We start from the raw sequence: 966 nt of genomic DNA on the forward strand, positions 1-966 counted from the left end.
CTGTAAGCCACTCATGTTGTTCTCCTGCTCGTTTCCACTCACGATTACTTGTTTGGTTGTTTTGTGTGAATGAACTCAATAGTCGAAATTATAAAAGCTATTCGCGATACGCCCTCACCCTTTTGCGCTTAACTCAAGGCTGAAAATCAAGGCGTAGATACGCCCTGCCTAGCACAATGAGAGCCTGTGAATCACCTCCAGTCGATGACAGCTCTTGCCATCCGCAAATCAAATGCAACTAAGCCATTGTTTTTATTTACATAAAATCCAAAAACAAATTCCAAGCAACAAAACCTTATGTACGCCCTAACCCACTCGCTGTAAATGAGTAGGTTATAAAATGCGTTGACGTAACAAATAGTTAAGAAAAGCAAACTGGCAACTAGATCACGTTTGGTGAGAAGGGTTTGGCGCCGAAAAGTGTGTTGAGGAAACGAAAAAACAAAAACGGCCCTTGGGGTATTGGGCCGTGATAAAGACAACGAAGTAGATTAGCGTTCTGGTGTTTCCAGAAGTTTAACGGCGCAATCCACAGCGTTGTTGATACCTTGACTGCTCTCAAGCTTACCTGAACTCGCAGGCCCAAGGGCACAAGAGTACAAAGCCAGTTGCTTATCGAACGGCAGATCCAACTGTTCATATAGGTTTTGTCGGATACGTGCATGTTGTTCTGGTTCTTGGCTTGCAAGGCTAATCAACGTGTCATAAATAAGCGTTTTCATGTCATTCCCTTTAATTTTATTGCACGGGGTGCATATATATTGTATCCGTTTAGAAACCACAAATCAGAAGCTAGGTCACAGAACGCGGCGCTAAAAAAGATTATGTGAGAAGGATATGCCAACACAAAATTGAGACGCTTTCGACAAAAATTGAAAGATACATCTCGAAATCATGCAAACGTTTGGCATTTAACACTGTTTGAATACAACCAAAAGCAGGAAAAACGAACACGCCGCCAAAAAT

Annotated in this window: 1 protein-coding gene; it reads right to left on the reverse strand. The window is 42.1% G+C overall.

The genetic code is table 11. The features are described 5' to 3' along the window. Window positions 1-491: 491 nt before the first annotated feature. Window positions 492-722, reverse strand: coding sequence for a PAS factor family protein (locus R7Z50_RS25190; RefSeq protein WP_005479230.1), 231 nt, complete (start codon window positions 720-722; stop codon window positions 492-494). Window positions 723-966 lie beyond the last annotated feature (244 nt).

Source organism: Vibrio sp. 1249-1 (genome assembly GCF_033340495.1).

Coding starts and splice junctions, on each gene's coding strand:
- R7Z50_RS25190 (WP_005479230.1), bottom strand. CDS start 722: ATGAAAACGCTTATTTATGACACGTTGATTAGCCTTGCAAGCCAAGAA.